This is a genomic window from Microcoleus sp. S13C4, from assembly GCF_036700865.1.
Classification (GTDB): Bacteria; Cyanobacteriota; Cyanobacteriia; order Cyanobacteriales; family Microcoleaceae; genus Microcoleus.
The window spans coordinates 1-20,788 of the sequence record NZ_JAUBPS010000065.1 but is presented as its reverse complement, the minus strand read 5'-3'; the positions used below and the strand labels follow the sequence as shown (position 1 = coordinate 20,788).

19 protein-coding genes and 2 pseudogenes are annotated in these 20,788 nt (G+C 45.4%); 6 read left to right on the top strand and 15 right to left on the bottom strand.

Annotated features, from left to right (window positions below; all coding sequences use genetic code 11):
- Nucleotides 1-116 precede the first annotated feature (116 nt).
- Nucleotides 117-788: a hypothetical protein gene (locus tag QT996_RS22565; RefSeq protein ID WP_333049089.1), complete on the top strand. Its 672-nt coding sequence runs from the start codon at nt 117-119 to the stop codon at nt 786-788.
- 507 nt (nt 789-1,295) lie between these two features.
- Here the strand turns inward: QT996_RS22565 and QT996_RS22560 are convergent.
- From QT996_RS22560 to QT996_RS22510, 12 genes and pseudogenes are all read right to left on the bottom strand, one after another.
- Nucleotides 1,296-1,577 (bottom strand): annotated as a pseudogene (locus tag QT996_RS22560) (IS66 family transposase); the annotation flags it as partial.
- Nucleotides 1,578-1,587: 10 nt separating this feature from the next.
- Nucleotides 1,588-2,148 carry an IS630 family transposase gene (locus QT996_RS22555; protein WP_333049120.1) on the bottom strand — a complete coding sequence of 187 codons (561 nt, stop codon included), beginning with the start codon at nt 2,146-2,148 and terminating at the stop codon, nt 1,588-1,590.
- Entirely contained in the window at nt 2,145-2,396 is a 252-nt protein-coding gene (locus QT996_RS22550; RefSeq protein ID WP_333049088.1) for a hypothetical protein, read from the bottom strand. Before QT996_RS22550 ends, QT996_RS22555 begins: the two co-directional genes overlap by 4 nt.
- On the bottom strand, nt 2,393-2,581 hold the full coding sequence (locus tag QT996_RS22545; protein WP_333049087.1) for a hypothetical protein: 189 nt from the start codon (nt 2,579-2,581) through the stop codon (nt 2,393-2,395). The genes QT996_RS22550 and QT996_RS22545 overlap by 4 nt, the downstream gene beginning before the upstream one ends.
- A 542-nt stretch (nt 2,582-3,123) precedes the next feature.
- A complete protein-coding gene (locus QT996_RS22540) occupies nt 3,124-3,453 on the bottom strand; it encodes a XisI protein (RefSeq protein ID WP_106332496.1) in 330 nt (109 codons plus the stop codon).
- Complete coding sequence (locus QT996_RS22535) at nt 3,441-3,794, bottom strand: element excision factor XisH family protein (RefSeq protein WP_333049118.1); 354 nt, start codon at nt 3,792-3,794, stop codon at nt 3,441-3,443. The genes QT996_RS22540 and QT996_RS22535 overlap by 13 nt, the downstream gene beginning before the upstream one ends.
- A gap of 108 nt (nt 3,795-3,902) precedes the next feature.
- Nucleotides 3,903-3,977, bottom strand: coding sequence for an element excision factor XisH family protein (locus tag QT996_RS28720; RefSeq protein ID WP_445304586.1), 75 nt, complete (start codon nt 3,975-3,977; stop codon nt 3,903-3,905).
- 205 nt (nt 3,978-4,182) lie between these two features.
- Nucleotides 4,183-5,334, bottom strand: a complete 1,152-nt coding sequence (locus tag QT996_RS22530; RefSeq protein ID WP_333049085.1) for a Fic family protein — start codon at nt 5,332-5,334, stop codon at nt 4,183-4,185.
- Nucleotides 5,306-5,485 (bottom strand): DUF4007 family protein, encoded by a 180-nt coding sequence (locus tag QT996_RS22525; RefSeq protein ID WP_333049083.1) that lies wholly within the window; start codon nt 5,483-5,485, stop codon nt 5,306-5,308. Before QT996_RS22525 ends, QT996_RS22530 begins: the two co-directional genes overlap by 29 nt.
- Nucleotides 5,486-5,595: 110 nt before the next feature.
- Nucleotides 5,596-5,736, bottom strand: coding sequence for a hypothetical protein (locus QT996_RS22520; protein WP_333049082.1), 141 nt, complete (start codon nt 5,734-5,736; stop codon nt 5,596-5,598).
- Between the two features lie 225 nt (nt 5,737-5,961).
- Nucleotides 5,962-6,345 (bottom strand): hypothetical protein, encoded by a 384-nt coding sequence (locus QT996_RS22515; protein ID WP_333049081.1) that lies wholly within the window; start codon nt 6,343-6,345, stop codon nt 5,962-5,964.
- Entirely contained in the window at nt 6,342-7,064 is a 723-nt protein-coding gene (locus tag QT996_RS22510; protein WP_015179842.1) for a ParA family protein, read from the bottom strand. The genes QT996_RS22515 and QT996_RS22510 overlap by 4 nt, the downstream gene beginning before the upstream one ends.
- 385 nt (nt 7,065-7,449) lie before the next feature.
- Between QT996_RS22510 and QT996_RS22505 the strand changes: the two are divergent.
- From QT996_RS22505 to QT996_RS22495, 3 genes and pseudogenes are all read left to right on the top strand, one after another.
- Nucleotides 7,450-7,659 (top strand): annotated as a pseudogene (locus tag QT996_RS22505) (transposase); the annotation flags it as partial.
- A gap of 573 nt (nt 7,660-8,232) precedes the next feature.
- A complete protein-coding gene (locus tag QT996_RS22500) occupies nt 8,233-8,376 on the top strand; it encodes a hypothetical protein (RefSeq protein ID WP_333049077.1) in 144 nt (47 codons plus the stop codon).
- Nucleotides 8,377-8,483: 107 nt separating this feature from the next.
- Nucleotides 8,484-9,470 carry a tyrosine-type recombinase/integrase gene (locus QT996_RS22495; RefSeq protein ID WP_333049074.1) on the top strand — a complete coding sequence of 329 codons (987 nt, stop codon included), beginning with the start codon at nt 8,484-8,486 and terminating at the stop codon, nt 9,468-9,470.
- Nucleotides 9,471-9,480: 10 nt separating this feature from the next.
- Here the strand turns inward: QT996_RS22495 and QT996_RS22490 are convergent, their stop codons facing one another.
- The 3 genes from QT996_RS22490 to QT996_RS22480 all read right to left on the bottom strand — a co-directional run bounded on the left by QT996_RS22490 (nt 9,481) and on the right by QT996_RS22480 (nt 16,110).
- Nucleotides 9,481-9,774 carry a hypothetical protein gene (locus QT996_RS22490; protein WP_333049072.1) on the bottom strand — a complete coding sequence of 98 codons (294 nt, stop codon included), beginning with the start codon at nt 9,772-9,774 and terminating at the stop codon, nt 9,481-9,483.
- An 82-nt stretch (nt 9,775-9,856) separates the two neighbouring features.
- Complete coding sequence (locus tag QT996_RS22485) at nt 9,857-14,299, bottom strand: plasmid replication protein, CyRepA1 family (protein ID WP_333049071.1); 4,443 nt, start codon at nt 14,297-14,299, stop codon at nt 9,857-9,859.
- 560 nt (nt 14,300-14,859) lie between these two features.
- The gene (locus QT996_RS22480) at nt 14,860-16,110 is read right to left on the bottom strand and encodes a helix-turn-helix domain-containing protein (protein ID WP_106334386.1); all 1,251 of its coding nucleotides are present in this window, start codon (nt 16,108-16,110) and stop codon (nt 14,860-14,862) included.
- 205 nt (nt 16,111-16,315) lie between these two features.
- On the opposite strand from QT996_RS22480, the gene QT996_RS22475 reads away from it, so the two are divergent.
- Together QT996_RS22475 and ltrA are read left to right on the top strand one after the other, a co-directional pair.
- The gene (locus QT996_RS22475; RefSeq protein ID WP_333049115.1) at nt 16,316-16,669 is read left to right on the top strand and encodes an HNH endonuclease signature motif containing protein; all 354 of its coding nucleotides are present in this window, start codon (nt 16,316-16,318) and stop codon (nt 16,667-16,669) included.
- Nucleotides 16,670-18,854: 2,185 nt separating this feature from the next.
- Complete coding sequence (ltrA, locus tag QT996_RS22470; RefSeq protein WP_333049069.1) at nt 18,855-20,633, top strand: group II intron reverse transcriptase/maturase; 1,779 nt, start codon at nt 18,855-18,857, stop codon at nt 20,631-20,633.
- Nucleotides 20,634-20,788 lie beyond the last annotated feature (155 nt).

Here is a 20,788-nt window from a genome sequence, read left to right as displayed (position 1 = left end):
AGAAATGTTTCTCTGAAAACGTCTTAATAATGTCAAACAAAAACAATTTTTTAGTGATTGTTTTCAGTTCAGTACAGTAAGGTGTGTAAATACACTATTGAAGGAGAAGATATATCATGGGTAACTATCAGCCAAAACAAACATTCAAACATGAAAAATTTAAATTAGAGTTGTACCCCTATGCAGCTCCTCCAGAAAACCGTTTTGAGAATAATGCAGCTCTTCATTATGGAGCGGACTTCAACATGGAATACGAAAGGAGCGGAAAGCAAACGGAAAAAATTGGTCTGATTCAACTCATATTCCCGCAAAACAAATTATTTCCACACACCAATCCTCAGAAGTGGAATGTGGACAATCGGCAAGATCCGAATGATAATTCCATCAATATGAATCCTTGCCTGTACAGTAAAGATAATATTCTAGTTGGAAATCATTCCCAGTATTATCAAGGTCGATATACACGATTTCTGTCGCCAACAAAATGCTGGCTGATTGACACACCTCGCGAATTTGGCATTCCCTTTGATCAGACCACGGGGAAATTCGGAGGGATCGCTAATACTAAGTTTGCCAATTACGTTGTTCAGTTGGAAAACGGTAAGGTCTTTAACAACGGCATTGTTTGGGGATACTCGTTTCACCAAAATGATAAGGATGGTTCTAAGTTCGATGTAAGCGTACAAGATATCAAAAGTTGTCAATTGAACAAAACTAATGAGCATTTGGATGCGATCGCTAGTTTCTTGAAGACGACGAGAGAGGTGATCCGAAATTACATCGCCTAACTACAGATCCGTTCTCAGCCTAAGCTTGCCGAAAGTTCTTTTCTCAAGGAGAAGCATAGTGCGATCGCGGTGGGTAAAGTTTGAGGATAAAGAGGCAATCGCTTTCTTTTTTGTGGGAGGGAATGACTTTTTCGGGTCAAGGATTCAAAAACCTCGTAAACACAAAAATTTCTTCAACAATTCCTGTTTGACGCGTCTTTTAAGTAGTAAATTTTCCAAATTAAGGATCTGGAGACAAAAGCAATGGACTCAAGTAAAAACCCCAACGGCGGCAAAAAGAATACAGTCCAAGACACAGCCCAAAACGCGGCTAATGTTAAAAAATTGCTGAGCAGTTAAAAAGTAAGGCAAATGAGACAAAGGCGAAGCAACCTGACAAGAAATACCAGTCAAATGGGTGAAGTTGATTTTTGAGGTCAAGGGAGTATGGAGGCTGATATAGCTTAGTAAATCAGAGATAATGCTCCTTTTATTACCCCAAATATTGCTCTGTTAAATCGTAAGGATTCAGGTCTGAAAGAAGGGAACGAGCTCAGGCATAGCCAAGTCACAAGAATGGGCAGAAATAGCCTCACGGAAAAAAGCCATTACTGAACGAGCTTGAAAACGACAGGTTTGAATCACACTCAATAGATCAGCCGTTTCCTCAAATCGTTTCATAGAACGAGAGCCACCAGAAACTTTCCGTTTCGTGACAGCTAGCCGTAGGGAACGTTCTGCTAAATTATTATCAGGAGGCACCGAGGGGTCATCCAGAAAATACCACCACTGTTTTGCCTTATCCCGTAATACCACTTTCCTAAAGTCCTGCTACAGATAGAGCCTCTAAAATAAATTTCCATCCCGTCAAAGAAGCAATAACTTCTTTAGTCAACTTATTTAACTCTTTTTGCACCGCTGCTCTCAACTCTTCTCTTTGGTCAAATCTCAACCATTTCAATTGTTCTTTTACGTATCCCCACAGTCTTTCTATGGGGTTTACTTCCGGACTGTATGCGGGTTGAAACAGTAAAATAACATTTTCTGGTAGGCTGAGATTTAAAGAGTTATGAAATCCTCCATTATCTACTTGAATTATATGTAAATCCTCCGGATACTCATTGGCAAATAGCTCTAAAAACTTCTCGAAGCACACTGTATCTAAATGTGTAAATTCATAAAATAAGCTGGCTCCTGTTAGCGGTTCTACTGCCCCATAAAGCCACAAATAAGTAAAGTTCCATTGTACTTTTCCTTGCGGTTTTATTCCATAACCTGTTAACTTCCTTCTTTGAATTGTATGCAGCCCCATCCGACTTTCATCTTGACTCCCATATCGGAAATTTTTCCGCGGTTTTAAAAAGCTATCACTCTTACTCAGACAGGCTTTGATAAGAAATGAGAGTTTTTTTTTAATTCTTCTACTGCCCCTAGTTTCTGTTTTTCACTCACGGGACGTGGCACTTTTAGTTTTCCTTTTAGGCGATATTTTGTCCATTGATGTACTGTCCGATATGCCACTTTTACTTCGCAGCAGGTTGTCAGCCATTGATGTACTTCTTGGTAACTACTGAATCCTTCGGGAGCGAGCAATTCCTTTGATAATCTATCTACAGTTTCGGCTGTCATGATTCTTGGTCTTCCCGAGCGAGGTTTTTGGTATAATAATTCTGCGATGCCTCCCGATCAATAACTAGACAACCATCTTTGTATTGTGGTACGATGTTTACCGTGCGCCGCACCGCCACAGACAATACGCTATCTGCCGTTTGGGTTTTGAGCCAATACAGAGCTTGCAGTTTTTCGTGGCACACAGCATCTTTCTGTTGACCCAGAAGAGCTTTCAGTTCTTCTGCTGTTTCCCGAATCTCAATCTTGACACAGGACTGACATTTTTCCTCCTTATATTTCAGTGCTAATTTACAAAAAGTACATCTATCAACTGTAGCACTATTTTATGGAATTGGTATAATGTAGGGGCATTTTCCCGTCCTTCAATCTCGCCCGTAACCATGCGATCGTTATTTTCACTCTCTTAACTAAAATTATGATCTTTTTGCGTATTTTATGAGCCAGAAGTCTTGGCTTGTTGCCAAGATAGCGGGAAGCTGACAATCTTGCTGAGGGAAAAATAACGAGCGCGCAAATTATTCTGCGCGAGCAGAAAGTGAGTTTCTTTCTGCCGATGATAAAGGGGGTAGCTAACCCGGATTATGAATTTCTTCCCCAGTGCTATTCCTCGACATCTCCAAACACAGGATTTTCAGATCAACCCGGTTTATGAGCGTAAGTTCCGCTCGCGTGACAAAACTAAATACTTTATTTTTGATGAAAATGTAAATCCTCCGTATCCCAATTACCCCACTGCAAACTCAGTAAATTGACGCACGTAAGGGGCTTTAAAAGCTAAAACAATATCTTCCTTGGGAACTCCGGCGGCTACTAACTCATTCGCTATTCCTGCTTCCGTTCTATCCCTCTGAATCCAAAATTTACCATCTTTTATATCAACGTGAATCACACAGCCGTAAACCCGTTTTTGCTCGTCCCAGCCCAAATGAACCACATGATAATGCTCCCGTTCGGTATCAAAAAGTAATTGAACTTCTGTTTCAGTATCCAAGTCATTCCTTGAGTGTTGAGACAGAATTGTTTGAATTAATTCTCTGTAGTTTACTCTTTCCATAAAAGTATCCCCTCTTGAATAGCATCAAAAATGAGTAATTTGAGCTGATGCTCAGCGATTAATTCTTGAATAAAACGATTGCTGAAAAAATCATTATACACATCTTGGTTTATTGCTAAATACAAAATTCTGTTCGGTTGCTTTTTTCTCAGGGCAGAACGATAGCTGAGAAATTGACCCAAAGCTATATAAAAGCTGGCTAAATCAGATGCACCAATAAAAGATTTAATCTCTACAGCAATCTTGAAGCCATCTTTCTCTGCTGCTAAAATTTTCTCCCCTGCTAAGTCGATAAAAAAATCAAGTTCCTCTACCTTGATAAAAAGAGGATCGTGAGTGATGATCCATCGGCGTTGCTGATTTAAGGTATGAAGGGCTAAATATGCAAGTCAGAGAAACCAGTATCCAGAAAACTTCGGGATTTTCAATTTATTTTTTTCATACCCTGATTAAGCAACGCCGATCCATCCCTCTTTTTCTAAAGCTGAACGAACAGCATTGTGAAAGATATCTTTAGCGGACATATCATACCCACGAAATTGCTTAACCGAGCAGTATTGATTGCCATTCCGCCATCATATCATTACAGCCATTCGTGCTCGCACCGCCGACCACCGGTTAAATAGGCGTTATTTTTCCGAACCTACTTCCGTTATTTTTTGGGTCATAACAGCTAAAACCCTTGCAAATTCGTAACGACTACCTGGAATTAGGGGCAAAATGCCCAAATTAACTTCCGCTATTTTCCCAAACTGATTCCCTTATTTTGAAGCAAGCAGAGATCCACTCCTCGGCTAGTGCGTAACTGCGGACTCTTGCCCCAGAACCCACCAAAACCGGATAGATCAAACCACCTTCAGTCCACTCTTGCAGCCATTCGCGGGCAGTCTTGTCCGAAATCCCAAACCAAGATGCAATATCTGAAACGCCGATCGCAAAGGGATTTTCCACTCCATCCAAAACCCTTGCCAAAAGTCGGGTGAGGAGCTGTTGAGAGCGACGCGACAGTTCTTCCCAGGGGGGTGCGTCAGGAGCAGCACCTTGATAGAGAGATTTGGCTTTGAGTTGCAGTTCATCGGCTGCACGGGCCATCGTCTCAACAAAATAAAGCAACCAGGGCGTGTGGTCAGGGTCGTGACGACCTTCGTAGAAGTTCACCGGCAGCCCCATCTGCAACGAACGGTAATAGCGATCGCGATCGGCATTAAAATACTCGTCAAACGAGAAAAAACCCCGCATTCGGTAGCCGGAACGCCACAGTTCAGCAGTAGCCAACAGCCGTCCCGTGCGACCGTTCCCGTCATTAAATGGGTGGATGCTGAGAAAGCGGTGGGTGAGGATAGCCGCACGGATAGGGGCTGACAATTCGGCGGCGGCTGTTGAAGATAGCCAATCGACTAATTCCCCCATCAGCACAGGTACGTCCCCCGGTTCAGGTGGCCCGTAATCGATCGCCCGCGTGACTGTATCCACCACCGGACATTCTGTGATGCGATACTCGCTTTTGCTACCCCGCCGTCCGCGACCGCGCACGATGACAATGCGGTGTAGTTCTTTGATAAATGCTTGTGTAATCGGGGTTTGTGCTTCGGCAAATTCCTCAACGCGGTCAAGCGCCCGCCAATAATTGCGGACTTCTTGTTCGGCATCACTTCCCGTGCGATCACTCCGAGCGATCGCCCGTCGCACCGCCGCTTCATCCAAGGGATTACCCTCAATTTGAGTCGAGCTGCGCGTACTTCTTTGCAAAGCATCGTGGCGCAGGCGTAGAGTGGTATCGGGTGGCAGTGGTAACACCTCGATGACAGCCCGCGCACCCTCGATGACTCCCAAATGCCTCACCAGATCGTGACTATATGAGAAGCGGGGAATAAAACTCATGGACTAATACTTCTGGATCTTGTGTGGCTGCATCAAAACCCTTTTTGAGCCAGCCAAACCGGGGATGAAAAGTCTCGTGTCTGGCAAAGACCGGATTCCCACTATACGCTGGATTTAGGGTACTAAATATGTCTTGGTCGGGCTGTTTCACTGTGACTTCTGCTTGGGTTGGTACTCGCGAGCGTTCTCAAGCACCAGTTTTGTTGTAGGTATAGGCTAAAACATACACCAAATTCAGACTGGAAACGCATTCACCCTGACTCAGCCGATAAAATTTTGAGGACAGCCTACGATCTCATCGACATCAAGGGCGTTTTCACCCACAGCTTCCGGCTGACGGCCCTGACACTGATAAGTAACCCTGGCATTCCCTTGCGGGTGATCTAGAGGATGTCTAGTCATCGCAGCTTAAACCAGCTTCAAAGGTATGTTGACGTTATCACCCTGTGAGACAAAAACTCTCAAATAAAAAGCCCTCGCCTAGATTCAGACGGGGGAAGAAAAGGACAGTAAAGCGCAAGAGGTTGTCTCTTTTCACCAAAATATATTTCCCGCTGCGACAGGAGTTATGCAGCAGGCAGCACTACCGTAGCCCACACTTCACTAATACTTTATACCCTTTATTATCTAAAGGTCTAATAGGTTTAACTGTTTACGCAACTGCTCAACATTCTTGATTTGGCTCCAGTCCACATCAGCCTGTTGTAACAGAGAAATCGCTACACCCATCAAATGCTGAGGATATACTCGTTCTGCTGGTGGCACAGCTTGGACGTTGTTGTCCCTAACAAGTCTGGCTGTATCTGCTAACCATTTCTGCTGGTTGCGAGTAATTTTGAAATTGACCGCAACCAGTTTCTCCTTGGAATTAGCCAGAGTCGCAGCTTCAACCGGAGGGTCTTGAGCGGGTTCCCTATCAGCTTCAATATCTACTGGTGCTGGTGACTGCTTAATTCCGGAAAACTGGCTCAGCTTTCCCATCCCCCCCATCTTACTCTTGGGTTTGTTCACGACAACCTCCACAATTTTTTGCACTCTTTAGCCAAAAACCGATAAGATGAAGCACCGGAGGACTTGGCAGCATAGGCGGTGACAGGCTTTTGCTGAGCAATGGATTCTGCCACAGCAATGTTGTCAGGAATCACCGTATGCAGCAGCCGATAGTCCAGTTCCACAGAAGCCTCAACCAGTAAACTGTCCGCTTCCTGGGTTAACAGCAGGCGCGACTTATAGCGAGTCCGTAACACCTCAATTGGCACTCCTGTTTGCTCCCCTCGAATTAATTCCACTGCTTCCGACAACCCTTTGAGGGCAGCCGGTTCGCACAGAGTCGGAATCAACACGCGATCGCACGCCAAGAGAGCTTGTACCGAAACAGAGGAAAGCCCAGGCGAACAGTCCATCAGGCACACATCAAACCCCTTCAGCTTAGAGAGGGCTGGAGTGAATAAATCATGAGGTGACTGCAACTGGAACAGTCCCAAATCCCCCGGAATCAGCCACAGATTTTTTACCTCTGTATTTAATGGCTCTACGTTATCTCCCTGAAGCCAATCTAAAGCTGTCGGCTGCTGACCGTCTTGGCCTAATCCAAAACTAAGGGTGCGCTGCCCATCCAAGTCGAGTAGCAGGACGCGGCACTTACTTGCAGCGAGGCAAGCTCCTAAGTTTAAAACTGTGGTACTTTTCCCGGTACCGCCCTTGAAATTGAAAATAGCGACCTTCAACATAAAATCCTATTAAGGTCTAATCATTGTTTAGCTTAACAGTTTTATGAGCTTAAGTGTTAAAAACCTAATATATTAAACGTCTAATACGTTTAACAGTTTATGGGTAATTCTGAGGTCAGCCGCAGATTGGCAGTTAAAGTCTGAGGTATTTTGTCTGGCTGGTTAGACCCAACGATCGACCGGGGCGATTGCTCTTTTGAGTAACGAGTGCTCGTCGGCAAGGCTTGCGGTCATTGGTTAAACACTTAAACGTATTATACCTTTAAGTCTTTAGAGTAAGTTTATCCCATAGCTGGCGAGTGAGGCAACTGAAGCAATGTCGCGCTTGGCATAGCGTTCCACCGCGATCGCAGTGCTGCCGTATGCTGATAAGCTGCTACGCAGCTTAGTAGTTGACAGGGCGCGCTGGCATACGAGTGAAAAAGTGGTTTTTCCAGAAGGAATCTTTCTTGAGTATTTGCCGCCTTATTCTCCTGAACTTCAGCCAGCAGAAAGGCTGTGGTGTCTTGCCGATGAACTGAAAGTTAATAAAAGTTTTGACAGCCTTGATGATGCGAGAAGAAGTGCTCGCCTCATCAAGGCTGTCAAATTTTAGCGACGACCATGACAGAGAGAATCAAAAATCTTACCTTTTATCATTGGTGGCCAGAGCCAGAAATTTTAGCCACAGGATAACTGATAATTTTCCGCTTCTACTAACTTCATAATTGCTATCTATTCATTTCACACGCTCGCAAGTGGACAGAGAAACTTTTTTGCTGCTCGTCAATTAGCAAGCTTTATTGAATTTTAGACAATTTTCTCTTCTTCCTTTCAACTATAAAAGTTCTTTTTATTGGACGATCGCGAGCGCAAGTTTCTTTACTCCCGACGATAAAGGGGGTAACTAACCCGGATTTGGTATGACCAAGGGCTAAATCATGAAAACATCTCTAAATTTGACAGCCGCCCAATTAGAGCAACTAAAAGCGCATTTGTTCCCTGGCGACGGTCAAGAAGCTGTTGCTATTGCACTTTGCGGTCGCCTTGTTGGAAATGGCACGCATCGCTTGTTAATCCACAAAATTGTGCCAGTACCTTACGAATACTGTTCCCTTCGTACTCCTGATCAAGTGAGGTGGTCAACTAATATCCCATACCCTTCCTCTGTGAAGCTGCCAAGCGCCGCATGGGAATTCTCAAAATTCACGGACACCCTGAGAATTTCCCCCACCATTCTGATATTGACGACGAGGCTGACCGCCGCCTTTTCCCGTCTATCTACGGCTGGATAGAGTTGCGTCAAATTTATCAGCCCACGACCGAACAGTGAAGTTAGGGCAACAGCGATCGCTGTTGCCTGGTAATAATTCCCATAATGGTAATTATGGGAACTATTCAGGGTTTAATGGGTTAATTGCGCGATGAATTAAATTCGCTATGCTCGCCAATCCCTCCAGCCTCAACTCCTTGGTTACGGTTTCTAGCCTCCTAGAGACCTGGACCGAATTCCTCGCTCTTGATGTCGCTGCGGGGGACGCAGCACAGGATACCGCCGATACCTACCGTCGCCAGTTGCGACTGTTCCTATCCTGGTGCGATTGCGCCAGCCCCCAAATCAACCCGACCAGTGCAACCAAAGAAGATATCAAGCGCTACCGTCGCTTTTTAGTGGACGATCGTTCATTGAAGCCGGCAACAGTAGCCCTAAAATTATCGGTAGTCAGGCGCTTCTATGATGCAGCCGTGGAGAAGGGGCTAATTTTGACCAACCCTGCCCTCAGCATCAAACCACCGAGGGAAAAGCGAGATGCTGCTGAGAAGGTGACTTACCTAGAAAAGTCGGAAGTCGAGAAGTTGCTGGCGGCGATTAAGAGCGACGGCAGCGTGAAGGCGCTGCGGGACAAGGCGCTGCTGGCGATTATGGCTCTGGAGGGGCCGCGCACGGTGGAGATGCACCGGGCTAATATTGCTGATTTGGTACAGCAGGGCAATAATTTGGGGATTCGGGTGGAGGGGAAGGGAAGCATTAGGATTGTGCCGCTAACGCCGGACATTGCGATCGCTCTGATGAATTACTTGGAAGCGAGAAAAGCGATTGAAGTGCTTGCGCCCTCTAGCCCGCTGTTTGTAGCTGTGGGATACCGGGCAGGTGGGCGGAGGATCAGCCGCCGGGGGATACGGAAAGTTGTGGACGGCTATTTAAAGGAAGCAGGGCTGAAACATTCGCCGGGGCGCACAATATCGACCCACAGTTTGAGACATACGGCGGGAACGCTGGCGCTGCGGGCGGGGGCGGAACTGCGGCAAGTGCAGGACTTGTTGGGGCATAAAGACCCCAGGACGACTTCTATTTATACTCACGTAGCAGAGCGATGGGCCAATAATCCGGCTCTAAAGTTAGGGATTACGATTGGGCCACTGTAGGTCGCTACATCTATGAAGCGATCGCCATTGCTTGGGCTGCAATAATTCGCCACTGTCCATTCTCTTTCAGATACGTGCGTGTATATCGGTAAACACCGCCAAAGGATTTTCCCTTAAACGTTCCTGCTACTATAGCGTTTCCTAGTAAGCGTGAGGTACAATAACAGCAATGAGTAAACCAGTTCCTAATCTCATTTTTAGAGACTTGAGCCAATGCAAATTCAAGAGCTTTAACTCGCATCAGGATAAGTTCTGGCACTGATTTGACGTAAAATACTTTTAATCTTTGACCAACAGTTTTCAAGTCGCCTATTACATCAGCAGCTTAGAAGCATTCAAATCTTTTAAAGAATTAAGAGATTTGTATATCAAAAGTCAGTAGAGTGTCAACCTGTCCCCCCTTCTGCAAGCTCTAAGCGGTGTGCGTAAGTGTTGACGAATTGCCCCGAAAACAGGGATTTCACCATTACCTGAGCCCCTGCAACAGCTCTAACGACATATTTCTGAACCTCACCGCAGAACCTCACCACCGAGCCAACTTTCAGCTCAGACGGTGCCATTTGGGGTACTTTTGCCTCATAAGTGGGAATAGCGTGATTTTCGGGTTCTATCGCCTGATATGAAGCTGCAACTCCCATCCCTTCTGTTGTTAATGTCTCTGCGGGTGCAGCTTCCACTCCAAACACTTGAGTAGTGTGAGCCCCTTCCTCATCCAGAGGCGACACACCCTCTGATATCTTTATATTATTATCCGACCCTGTGCCAGCAGTTCCCACCTCATTATTTTGTTGAGGCAAATCCTGAGAAAACACACCCTCTGACATCCCTATATTATTATCCGACCCTGTGCCGACAGTTCCCACCTCATTATTTTGTTGAGGAAAACCAAGGGGAGGCACAACCTCAGATATCCCTATATTATTATCCGACCCTGTGCCAACAGTTCCCACCTCATTATTTTGTTGAGGGAAATCCTGAGAAAACACACCCTTTGATATCCCCATATTATTATCCGACCCTGTGCCACTAGAAACCCCTTCTAAACACTCTCGTGCACCTTCCGCCGACACTGCCTCTTTATCCCGCTGCTGCCAAACCTCAAAAATCGCCTCCCTGCCATCCTGGGGAAACTCAAACTGGTAAACCCTAATGCGCTTCTGCCTACCTAAAGCATCTTGTTCCTCTGACCTTTCTTGGCGAACCCGCCGCAAAGTAAAGCCCAGCTTACCCCTTAAAATATACTGCACCACTTCCATTGGTGTCATCTGAGGACTGACACTAATACCCAGAAAATCCTTAATATCAACACTGCACTGCTTCACTCGCTCCGCAAAAGCTATCACATCCGCGTCAGTCCCTCGGTACTCTCGATTAACATTAAACAATGACTTTATCCCCAACGCCTTCAAAGCTTCCACACTTGCCGTCAGCAAACGCAAATCTTGAGGACACACCTTTCCTTGCCCCCTTTCCAGATGCCCCGCCAAGTGATTTTTATCTCGAAATCTGACCAACTCCGGGTCATAAATTAAATAGTAATGTAAGCGAATTTGAGGCAGCCAGCCAGCATCATCCTTCAACTTAAGTTCAGGCGTGAGGGGCACTCCATAAGTCTCTTGTAATTGATACTTACGCTGCTGGTTTAGTTCATCACGAGTCTTAGCCCGTTTGTCCTTCAATTCTAAGTATTTAGAAAGAGTAATGTCAGAAGCATTATTAACAGCCTGCGCTTCTAACATTTTATTCTCTTCCTTAATAGATGTCGCTTCTGCACGGATGCAAGCTGCTACCGTTTCCCGGCTATCTAACTCCGACTTTAATTTGCGGTCTTGCGACTCTAGTTCTTCCAATAAATCCCAATTTTGAGCATTGTTTGCTGCAAGCTGTCGTAACAGCAAAACTTTGAGTTCTTGTTGTAATTGATTCTCTCGACAGAGCGAAACAGAATGCCCTTCAGCCTTTAAAGCTTCCCAAACTGCCTCCCTGTAGTTCCACATCCCAGCATTAATTCTCGCCCCCATTTTAGCCCAAGTCCGCAAGTGAATTGGGTCGTAAGCTTCATCAATGTCAAAATCCACGCCTTGCAACAATTTTAGATTGGTTGTGATGACTTTTTTTTGAGATTTTAGAATTGCTTGGTAACTCGAACTGCCATTGCCAATTTTGCCCACACCAAAGGGCGCAGTCCAGACAAACCAAGGCACAGTTTCATCTCGAACTCGCGATAGTGCTTGCAAAGCGTCATTGACAGCAATTGCTCCTTTAAAAATGCCGAAAACCGCTGTAAAATGATGGCGAAGGTCAATGCTAACTCCTGTGCCAATTGTGGGACTAGCGATGATGATATCATAGTTTTGTATGAGCGTATTTAGTTGGTCAATGCAACCGTAAGCGGGATGATTTGGATCTGATACTGATTCGCTATCAATCCTGAGAATTCGCTGATGAGGAAAGCGTTTTTGCAGTTGGGTTTCAAGGTTGCGACAAGACCAATTCCCTGTAACTTTTTGTGAGTCTTCTACAACCATAATGCGCGGTCGATATCGCTCTATAGGGTGAGATTCAGTAGGTGTTTTTAAGTTACATTCAGTAAAGTTTATTGGGCTACATTTTGCGGTTGTTTCACAATCACACTTAGCAGGGTTTTTACAGTCATATTCACTAGGGTTTTCCGAAACATATGTAGCAAAGCATTTAGAGTCACATTCAGTGAATTTTACAATAGGACATTCACCAGAGGTTTTCTGATAATATTCAGGATGGCTTTTACAGTCACATTCAGGGCCTTTTACAATAGGACATTCACCAGAGGTTATCTGATAATATTCAGGATGGCTTTTACAGTCACATTGAGCAGGTTTTACAGGACATTCACCAGAGGTTGTTTGACCATATTTAGCACAGATTCTACTGTCATATTTAGCGCATTTTACAGGATATTGATCGGAGGTTGTTTGACCATATTTAGCACAGATTTTACTGTCATATTTAGCGCATTTCACAGGATATCGATCTGAGGTTTTCTGACAATATTCAATAGGGCTTTTAGAGCCATATTTAGTACAGGTTATAGGAGAGCATTTGGCACGAGTGTTAAAGCCATATTCAGCACAGGTTATAGGGCAAAAATTGGCACGGCTTTTAAACCCATATTCACCCCGGATTACAGGAGAACATTTGACATGGCTTTCCGAACTACATTCAGCAGGATTGTTACCACAAAATTGGGCACATTTTAAGCTTATAGGACAGCATTCGGCACGGCTTTCAAGGTCACAACAAGTGACTTCTTGAGACAGAATTTGCTCCATTTGCACATACAGCGAAGCCGGATTAGAAGTGGCAAAAAACGTCACATCTCGCCCTCGTTTTGGCTGCCACTCGTTAACAACAACCCAAGGCGAAATAGGGATACCTGCTATCGCTATTAAGTAGTCTATGCTGTAATCCGATAAATCTGCATCTTGGGCAACAACTAAGCCACCACTTGTCAAGACGTTGTGGATGAGTTCTTGCAGAGTTTGCAAGATGGTGACTCGGTTTTCGCGGCAAGTTGAACTGTTTAAGGCGTGCCAGATGACTTGTTCGCACTCATCGATGATGACGATCGCACCGAACCAGTCTTCAGGATTGAATTTAGCTTGAGATAGGGGGTGGAGGCTGTCTATGCACAAGCCGTATCCGAACAGTTTACCAAAGGCTGAGTCCCTAGTTTCGTCGATGTAGTTGATTCCTAAGCTGGCACAGATAGCCCTGCCCAGTTGAATCCTATGGGTAATTATCAGCACGCGGCGATCGCCTGTGGAAAGGGATTGTGAGACTAAGTTGGTCAGGGCTTGGGTTTTGCCGGTGCCTTTAGGGGCTTTGATGCAGGCTAACCCGGACTCTGGATAGGGGAGTTTTCCCAGATAGCGAGAATTTAGCTTTAAAGAGGCGGGATAGGTTAAAAGCCATGATTCCCTATCAAGCCAGAATTGGAAGCCTTGCGCTTCATTTTTGAGGGCGCTGAAGGCATCTGAGCCCTTCGATACCACGAAATCGTCAACGCCTTTTTCTGGCCCTGGCAGGTTGATGACTTTGACGGGGCAATTAGCGGCTGTGAACAGGCGACCGAGTTTGCCAATTTCCCGGTTGACGTTCTGGATGGTTTGGCGTTTGCTGTCGCGGTCAAAGCAGATGTAGATTTCCCGCCCTGGGGTGGCGAAGTGTTGGAGTTCGGGGATGAGGTAGGGGTCGCATTTTTCCCCTTGAGGGGTTTTGGTTCTGACACCGCCGGTGACACCGGGGAGGGCGATGGCGGCGTAGCCCAGTGTGAGTAGGCATCCGGCTTTTTTTGCGCCTTCGACGATTTGGACGGGGATGTTGTTGTCCCACACCCATTGCCAGAAGCCAAGTTGTTTGTCTGAGTTGTCGATGGGGACACCGTAGCGTGCTGCGACTTTTGCCCAGATGTGGTCTGGGACTTGCAGGAAGAAGGCTCTGGTGGGGCTTTTGGGGGGGTGTTCGTATTTGACGGGTTTGATTTTGCCTTTGGGGTCAAAGGTATTTCGGGGCTGGTGGGGTTTGAAGCAGCCCCAATACATGGGCTGCCAGTTGTTGAGGGGGTCAAGGCTTGAGCACCACCAGCCGCCGTGTTCGATGTGGCTGTAGTGCTTTCTGGCCCACCGCCATTGTGCGTCGGGGTGGACTCTGCCGGAGGCGGCGTTGATTTCGTACAGGAGGTATTGGTACGGGGTGTCGCCTGAGAGGGTTTGGACGTTGAGGGCGATGAGGTCGGGGTCTACGCCTGAAGCCAGCCATTCGGACAGGGGGGAGATGGGTGATGTCATTGGACACCCCCGGTGTTGGTGGAAGGTAGGGGTGTGAGCCTTTGTCGGCTAGGTGGAGTTGAGTGGGCTTTTCGTCTGCACAGGGGTGCTTCTTTGATTTCAGTGAAGCTATGGACACTTCCCGTGCGCTTGGTTTGACGGCGAGCGTTCCAGCGCTTCTGACAATTTTCTCGTGTCACGTTTTGCGTTTTGCAGGATTTTGACCAACTCTCAGCCTGTCAGACTCGGCTGCTGTGGTTCGTGATGCTCTCTCAAACTACTCAAACTAATCAGGACAATTTTAGAGGATGAAAGCCATACGGGGTAAGGCTTTTAAAATTTAAACGATCCCGAATGAACACGAAACGATCCCGAATGAACACGAAACGATCCCGAATGAACACGAAATGTTTACGCGCTGTAAGCCTAATCAGATATTGATTTGAAGCCAATTTTGGCAAAATTTTTGCTGTTTACAAGTTCGTGAACAGTCTGGGGTTGGTCTGAGGTAGGGCATGAAAACAAAACCCCCTGTATTTCGAGGAGGTTTTGTGAGATGCGAGATTTTTGTGAGTGGCTAGTTACTCGTCAGTTAAGCCCAGATGCTCCAATATCTTGGTCTTCAAGCTAGGTTTGAGGGTACGCGGATAGCACCCGTTTTCTATCTGGGATAGTTGGGATGGTGAAATCTCTACCCTCTTTGCCATCACTCTTAAGCTTTCTCCCATAGCTTTCCGAGCTTCCCTTACCTGTTGACCAAAAGCTATAGGTTCGGCCAAATTGGGTGTTGGTTGAGCTGACTTCCGCTTGCAACGAGTTTTTTTTGCCTGTTGCGGTTGTTCTGGTTCTGGTTTCAGGCGTTTAGGCAGCGCTTCTGGCTGGCGTAAAGTCCCGTTAAGTTGCAGCCAGGTTTCAAACCAGTGATTGGGCTTTTTGACTTTGCGATCTGGATGCACCCAGTCTGGAACATCGGGATCGTAGTCAAAACGGTATGGGGACTCAAAGTTCCCCAGTGTTTTCAGTCCTCGATCGAAGCTGCGTTTGAGGTGTAAGGCTGCAACTCGGTCTGTCTTGGCTGCCACTATCTCCTTGCCATACCCGATGCGCGTCAGTAGTGTCTCTATTTGATACCGACCGCTTTTGTGCTGTTGCAGGGCAAACACGGTAAAGTAAGCTAGCCTGAGCGCCAGTTTTTCCCGGTAGGGGTCTAGTTTTAATGCTTCGCTGGTGATGTAACCAAATTCCCGCAAATAAGCGTGATTAGCAAACTTGTTAAACCATAAGCCAGGGCGGAAGGTGATTTCAACGTCAATAAAGGTGTCTTTACCGTCCAAAGATGGCTGGACAATCTCGTGAATCTCAAAGATGTCCCACAGATGCGACATTCTTACTGACAAGATGTTTTTTTCCTTGTATCGCCATTCTCTTACACAAACTTCTATCCGTCTGAGCAGTTGCGCTTGATGGCTGATCTGCTGAAGTTTTTCTGTTTTGGAAAGGTATTGGGTAGGCTTGCTGTCTTGACTTCTGTTGGCTTTGCGGATGTAGTGATTTCTTTTCTGAGCTTCACCAAAGTCATCTAGAAGTTTAGAGGCTGATACTGTAATTTCTTCTCTCCAAGCTTCGGGTTTGCGGAAGGCAATTATTGCCAGTGCGTAGTGCAGTTTGAGGATTTCTTCTCCGAATTTCTGGGCAATGACTTCCTTGGCTTGATAGGCAATTTCAGCAAAGTCTGTTAGGTCAAAGCGATCTCGGATTTGCAGTTCAACTCGACCTTTGGAAAAATCTTTGCCGCCATTCAAACTGGTTTCGCTTATTTCCCAGAAATCCATACCAGTGACTCCAGCCGTATAGATCGTATCTGTGATTGCACTACTGGGGCATTCTTCGTAGAATTTTCTTTGGCATAGCCGGGGTTCTGTAGATGACTTATGTGATCGTTGCGGTTGCTTTGGCTCCGCGTAGGAGCTGTTGCTAAGGTTATTAGAGTCTATATTAACCTCAAGGTTTTGATTATCGCAGATTTTCTTGCCAGACATGGGGGTGATCTGTCTCCACCTGTTATGGTCGGTCCATCGTGCTTGTCAGGTTGATGGGTTTGCTAATTACAAAGTTTTATCGTCGCATCACGAAGTAAATCGCTCTTCTGTCGGTAAAACCATTTGGGAGCCTGGATCTAAATATTACAAAATAGCCCAAAACCAGAACTGGTTGTGTCCAATCTGTGGGGAAAATCTACACAATGGAGAAGCTCTAGAAACACACCACATAGTACCTCTGGTAAAAGGTGGAACAGATGAAATCGACAATCTTCAACACCTACATAAAATTTGCCATAAGACGGTACATAGTGGTAAACGTTCTGTGAAGGCAAAGGCCCCGGCCGTATGATGCGACGAGTAGCAAGTACGGTTCTGAGGGGAGGAGATACGGTGACGTATGCTCTCTTGCCCGACAGTCGCAAGCACGGTTTCGGATGGGAGGGGTGGAGTAGTAATACTCCCCTCGACCCTAACTGATTTGGTGGCGTATGAGGACTTGATGGTTCGTAATATGGTCAAGAATAGACACTCTTGCAAATCGATCGGTGATGCAGCATGGACTCAGTATTCCGAATCAGTGGTGGGAGGATGTCAATCGAATGTCCGAATAAACCTGCAAGCCGCTTTGACGCAAGCTCCCCATTGACTCTATCAATCCGACTGCACCTTGACCAAACTAATGCAGAAAAGTCGCTCTGACTGGTTCAAAATTTTTAGCCAAAAATAAGGAGGAAAAAAGAGGAGAAAACAGCACATTTTTTACTCATTACACCTCCTATTTCCTACTTTTAGCCTCATTTTAAGTATAAATGCTTATTAGTTTTTGTAAAGAATTGTTGCTTTTAACACGATTTTTTGTGTTTTAGACCCTTGTAAATCCTCCTAAATCCTCGTAATTAGCGCGCCAGTTGCGTAGCAAGCCATGTCAAATGTACGTACAAGAGTCGAATTTGAGCACTTTTTACCAATTTAGGGTTTTTGCAAGACTGCGATGAGAAAAGTTGGAAATTGAAGTTAGCTCACGCACACTCTGGGCAGCCAAGGCGAGAAAGTTTGGCTCTTGGCAGTTTGGGCTTTGATAGAACTGTACTTACGTTCGCGTGAGTGGATATTGAAGCCAGGAGCGAGCCAGTTGGTGTACAGGTTCGCCGCCTTTACGATGGAGCAGGGCATCCCACGACACAAGCCAGTTGGTGCAGTTTGGCATCGGTGGCGGACGCCAAGAGCTTTCGCGCGCCCGCTATCCTGTTTGCAAGCGAAGCAGCCGGCTGATGTCGATGATCACGAGGGAATCGTTCGTCCGATAGCCAGCCTAACGCGATCACCTTGCACTTAGGATGTCCCATTCATAAAGGTGCATTATTTTTCGTCTACACGCATTAATCAGGGTTTGTGATCACAAAACCATTGCTTGCTACCGATTGAGAATAGTCATAACCAACCTCAACAGGTCAAGACACGAACAGCACAAAAAAGCAGTAATTTGACCGAAAAAGTCAGGCGTTTGCAGGGTATTTTCAGGTAAATACAGGTAAAGTGCAGCCCCTGCACTTTACCTGCACTTGCCTGACTTTATACTGCAAACCCCTGACTTTATACTGCACTTGCCTGACTTTAGCTGACGCAACAATTAGCTAATTTTTTAGCCCTTTTAACAAAAAGTGAATTGATTTAATAGTCAAGTTGCTGCATCTGGATTGAATTAATAGTCAAGTTGCTGCATCTGAATTGAATTAATAGTCAAGTTGTTGCATCTGGATTGAATTACAGCAAGCGTATCTTTTCGTTTGGTCACTCAACTCAAAACCTGGACGCACCTTTGGGGTATAGCCGAGATACGCGCAAGTGCGATTCGTTCTGGAGAAACCCATTTCTTGGGGGGATTCCAGGCTTTAGTAGAGTAACCCTTATGGGGCTGAGTCCGCACTTTAATCCTCTACTAATGACAACTTGATATCCATGTAAGTGAGGTTCTCAAAGAACCAATTCTTACTGCCCTGGTGCGGGGTTAAAAGCACATAAACTACCAGTAATGGTAGCCCCTACGGAAAAGACTGACTATCAAATCTGTAAAGCGGGGATGAAAGCGGTTAATGGTGGTAATTGCTGAAAGCACCAACTGCAAGCAAGAGTTTATGGGGAGAGTAAACGAAGTGTTGTTGAGCCATCGTCAGATCTCACCAAGGGATATAAGCTTGTGTTTCGGACACACCTTGGGCTGGAAATAACTGGCATGGGGTTTGGACTGTTAGGATCTTGCAACCGAAACAGCGTACCTCCTAGACCCCCGGTGGATAGACACCCTCTAAAGACTCAAAACAATGGATATCAGGAACGAAATAACCCAAATTATAGTTCCTATAGTGGTCGATATGTAGGTAAGCAGTCAAGCTAAAAGCTTTATTTGGGAGGGATGGGTTAAAAAGCAAAAGCCTAGACCGAAATAACGGTCAAAGCCTGAAAAGGGATGGAGTAATGTCCGGGATAAGCAGACGTAACCCGCAATGTGTCTGTATATAGGGGTGTAAATAGCAATGAATAAGCCTAAATCAGATTCAACATTGAATACTGAGGGATGGAAGACTATCAACTGGCGACAAGTCGAGCGATATGTTTTTAAGTTGCAAAAACGCATCTATGCCGCTTCACGTTGTGGTGATATTCAACGAGTTCGCAAACTCCAGAAAACCCTAATGAGGTCTTGGTCTAATAGGGCATTAGCGGTAAGAAGGGTAACACAAGACAACCAGGGAAAAAAGACCGCAGGAGTGGATGGGATTCAATCACTATCCCCAGCAGCACGTCTTGACTTGGTGAAAGGTCTATTCATTAACGGTAAATCCAAACCTACACGGAGGATATGGATACCAAAATCAGGGAAAACCGAATTTAGACCGCTCTCGATACCCACTATTTTTGACCGTGCCTTACAAGCGGTAGTGAAAGCTACCCTTGAACCGGAATGGGAGGCTCGTTTTGAGCCATCAAGCTACGGTTTTCGACCCGGTAGGTCATGCCATGATGCTATCAAACACATCAAAAACTGCATAGTATCAAAATCTAAGTTTGTTTTAGATGCAGATATCTCGCAATGTTTTGACCGAATAGATCAGGAAGCATTACTTCTGAAATTAAACATGAACGGTTCAGTCAGGCAACAAATCAAAGCTTGGCTCAAATCGGGAGTGATAGATTCAGGAAAATTTGCAGCTACCACGGCTGGAACACCACAAGGCGGTGTAATTTCGCCATTATTGGCATCCATCGCCTTACATGGATTAGAAAGCCTGATAAACCAAGAGTTTCCTGTCAATTCAGCCGGGAAAATTAGAGGGGCTAAAAGCAAATTTGGCTGCGAAATATCTGGCGTAACCTGTATTAGGTACGCCGACGATTTTGTGGTTGTTAATGAATCCTTAACGGTCATTAAGAGGTGTGAGGAATTAATCAAAGATTGGCTCAAAGGTATTGGCTTAGAATTGAAACCAGAAAAGACGCGAATAGCACATACGCTATACTCCCATTTAAGTGAAGATGGTCAACCAGGATTTGATTTTTTGGGACATCATATTCAACAGATAAAAGTGGGAAAATACCGAGACAATAAAAATAGTCAAGGTAAAAAACTTGGTTTCATCACCCTCATTACCCCTTCTAAAAAGGCAATTGAGGCTCATAAACATGAGATGAAAAGTATCATCACAAAACACAGGTCACGTTCTCAAGCAGAACTAATTAAAAACCTTAACCCTATTATCAGGGGATGGACTTCATATTATAGAGTCTCAGATGCTGGAACTACTGGGGACTTCTCCTACTTAGATAGGATTACTTATCTTCGGCTGAGAAGATGGGCTAAAAGACAGACTGGGAGCATTAATTTAGGTCATCAAAAATACTGGCACACCATAGGCGATAACCATTGGGTATTCACCACTAGGTCAGAAAGTAATCCTTTACGGTTACTAACACATATCGAATTTCACTCCAGTGTGAACGATTATGTTAAAGTTCGCGGTGATAAAAGTCCTTTTGATGGTGACTTAATTTACTGGAGTTTAAGACTAAGCAAACACCCTGAGATGCCTACTACGAAAGCGAAGCTTCTCAAACAACAACAGGGTAAATGTGCTTGGTGTAATTTGCATTTTCAAGAAGGCGATTTATTGGAAATTGACCATATTAAACCCATTTCCTGTGGAGGTAAGAAGGAATGGCAAAATCTCCAATTATTACATCGTCATTGCCACGATGATAAAACTGCCAATGATGGCAGCTTGAAGTCCCATATTGACAAAATGGAAGCACATTGAGTAGCCGTGTGCCGGGAAACTGGCAAGCACGGTTTCGGACGGGAGGGGTGGAATAGTAATGTTCCCCTCGACCCTCTCAATAGGACATGACGTAAAGTTTTGTAAATATAAGACAAAATGACTTGAAGTAGCAAAGCCTGAAATGTTTAGCAGTA

What these genes read in the sequence shown, in the direction of transcription:
- QT996_RS22565 (WP_333049089.1), top strand. Translation starts at nt 117, where the DNA reads ATGGGTAACTATCAGCCAAAACAAACATTCAAACATGAAAAATTTAAA.
- QT996_RS22550 (WP_333049088.1), bottom strand. Translation starts at nt 2,396, where the DNA reads ATGACAGCCGAAACTGTAGATAGATTATCAAAGGAATTGCTCGCTCCC.
- QT996_RS22540 (WP_106332496.1), bottom strand. Translation starts at nt 3,453, where the DNA reads ATGGAAAGAGTAAACTACAGAGAATTAATTCAAACAATTCTGTCTCAA.
- QT996_RS22530 (WP_333049085.1), bottom strand. Translation starts at nt 5,334, where the DNA reads ATGAGTTTTATTCCCCGCTTCTCATATAGTCACGATCTGGTGAGGCAT.
- QT996_RS22520 (WP_333049082.1), bottom strand. Translation starts at nt 5,736, where the DNA reads ATGACTAGACATCCTCTAGATCACCCGCAAGGGAATGCCAGGGTTACT.
- QT996_RS22510 (WP_015179842.1), bottom strand. Translation starts at nt 7,064, where the DNA reads ATGTTGAAGGTCGCTATTTTCAATTTCAAGGGCGGTACCGGGAAAAGT.
- QT996_RS22500 (WP_333049077.1), top strand. Translation starts at nt 8,233, where the DNA reads ATGGGAATTCTCAAAATTCACGGACACCCTGAGAATTTCCCCCACCAT.
- QT996_RS22495 (WP_333049074.1), top strand. Translation starts at nt 8,484, where the DNA reads ATGCTCGCCAATCCCTCCAGCCTCAACTCCTTGGTTACGGTTTCTAGC.
- QT996_RS22485 (WP_333049071.1), bottom strand. Translation starts at nt 14,299, where the DNA reads ATGACATCACCCATCTCCCCCCTGTCCGAATGGCTGGCTTCAGGCGTA.
- QT996_RS22480 (WP_106334386.1), bottom strand. Translation starts at nt 16,110, where the DNA reads ATGGATTTCTGGGAAATAAGCGAAACCAGTTTGAATGGCGGCAAAGAT.
- QT996_RS22475 (WP_333049115.1), top strand. Translation starts at nt 16,316, where the DNA reads ATGGGGGTGATCTGTCTCCACCTGTTATGGTCGGTCCATCGTGCTTGT.
- ltrA (WP_333049069.1), top strand. Translation starts at nt 18,855, where the DNA reads ATGAATAAGCCTAAATCAGATTCAACATTGAATACTGAGGGATGGAAG.